This window comes from Rhizobium sp. Root483D2 (assembly GCF_001426685.1).
Taxonomy (GTDB): Bacteria; Pseudomonadota; Alphaproteobacteria; order Rhizobiales; family Rhizobiaceae; genus Pararhizobium; species Pararhizobium qamdonense.
Genome location: NZ_LMFB01000005.1, coordinates 1 through 502, shown reverse-complemented (window position 1 = coordinate 502; position 502 = coordinate 1). Strand labels below are relative to the sequence as shown.

1 protein-coding gene is annotated in these 502 nt (G+C 61.4%); it reads right to left on the bottom strand.

All coding sequences use genetic code 11. The annotated features are described in order from the left end of the window. Nucleotides 1-502: carbohydrate ABC transporter permease (locus tag ASD32_RS03600; RefSeq protein ID WP_156383061.1), on the bottom strand; the 502-nt coding region annotated here is incomplete at both ends.

Here is a 502-nt window from a genome sequence, read left to right as displayed (position 1 = left end):
CGAAAGCTTGGCCCAGAACAGGCCCTGCGGCGAGGAGAAGGACGCGATGAAGGCCGTCAGCGGTGCGGCATTGGTGGTGGTCAGCCGGATCGTCCAGAAGGCTTCGTTCCAGGCCAGAATGATGTTGAGCAGCATGGTCGACGCAATGCCGGGCACCGCCATCGGCGTCAGCACGTACCAGATCTCGCCCCACAGCGATGCACCGTCCATCCGCGAGGCTTCGAGGATCTCGCCGGGGATTTCGCGAAAGTAGGTATAGAGCATCCACACGACGATCGGCAGGTTGATCATCGTCAGCATGATGGTGAGGCCAAAGCGGCTGTCGAGCAGGCCGAAGTCGCGGAACAGAAGATAGATCGGCACCATGACGGCGGCGGCCGGCATCATCTTGGTGGACAGCATCCACATCAGGATGTCCTTGGTCTTGTTGGTCGGCGAAAACGCCATCGACCAGGCGGCCGGCACCGAGATCAACAGCGCAATCAGCGTCGATCCCACCGAG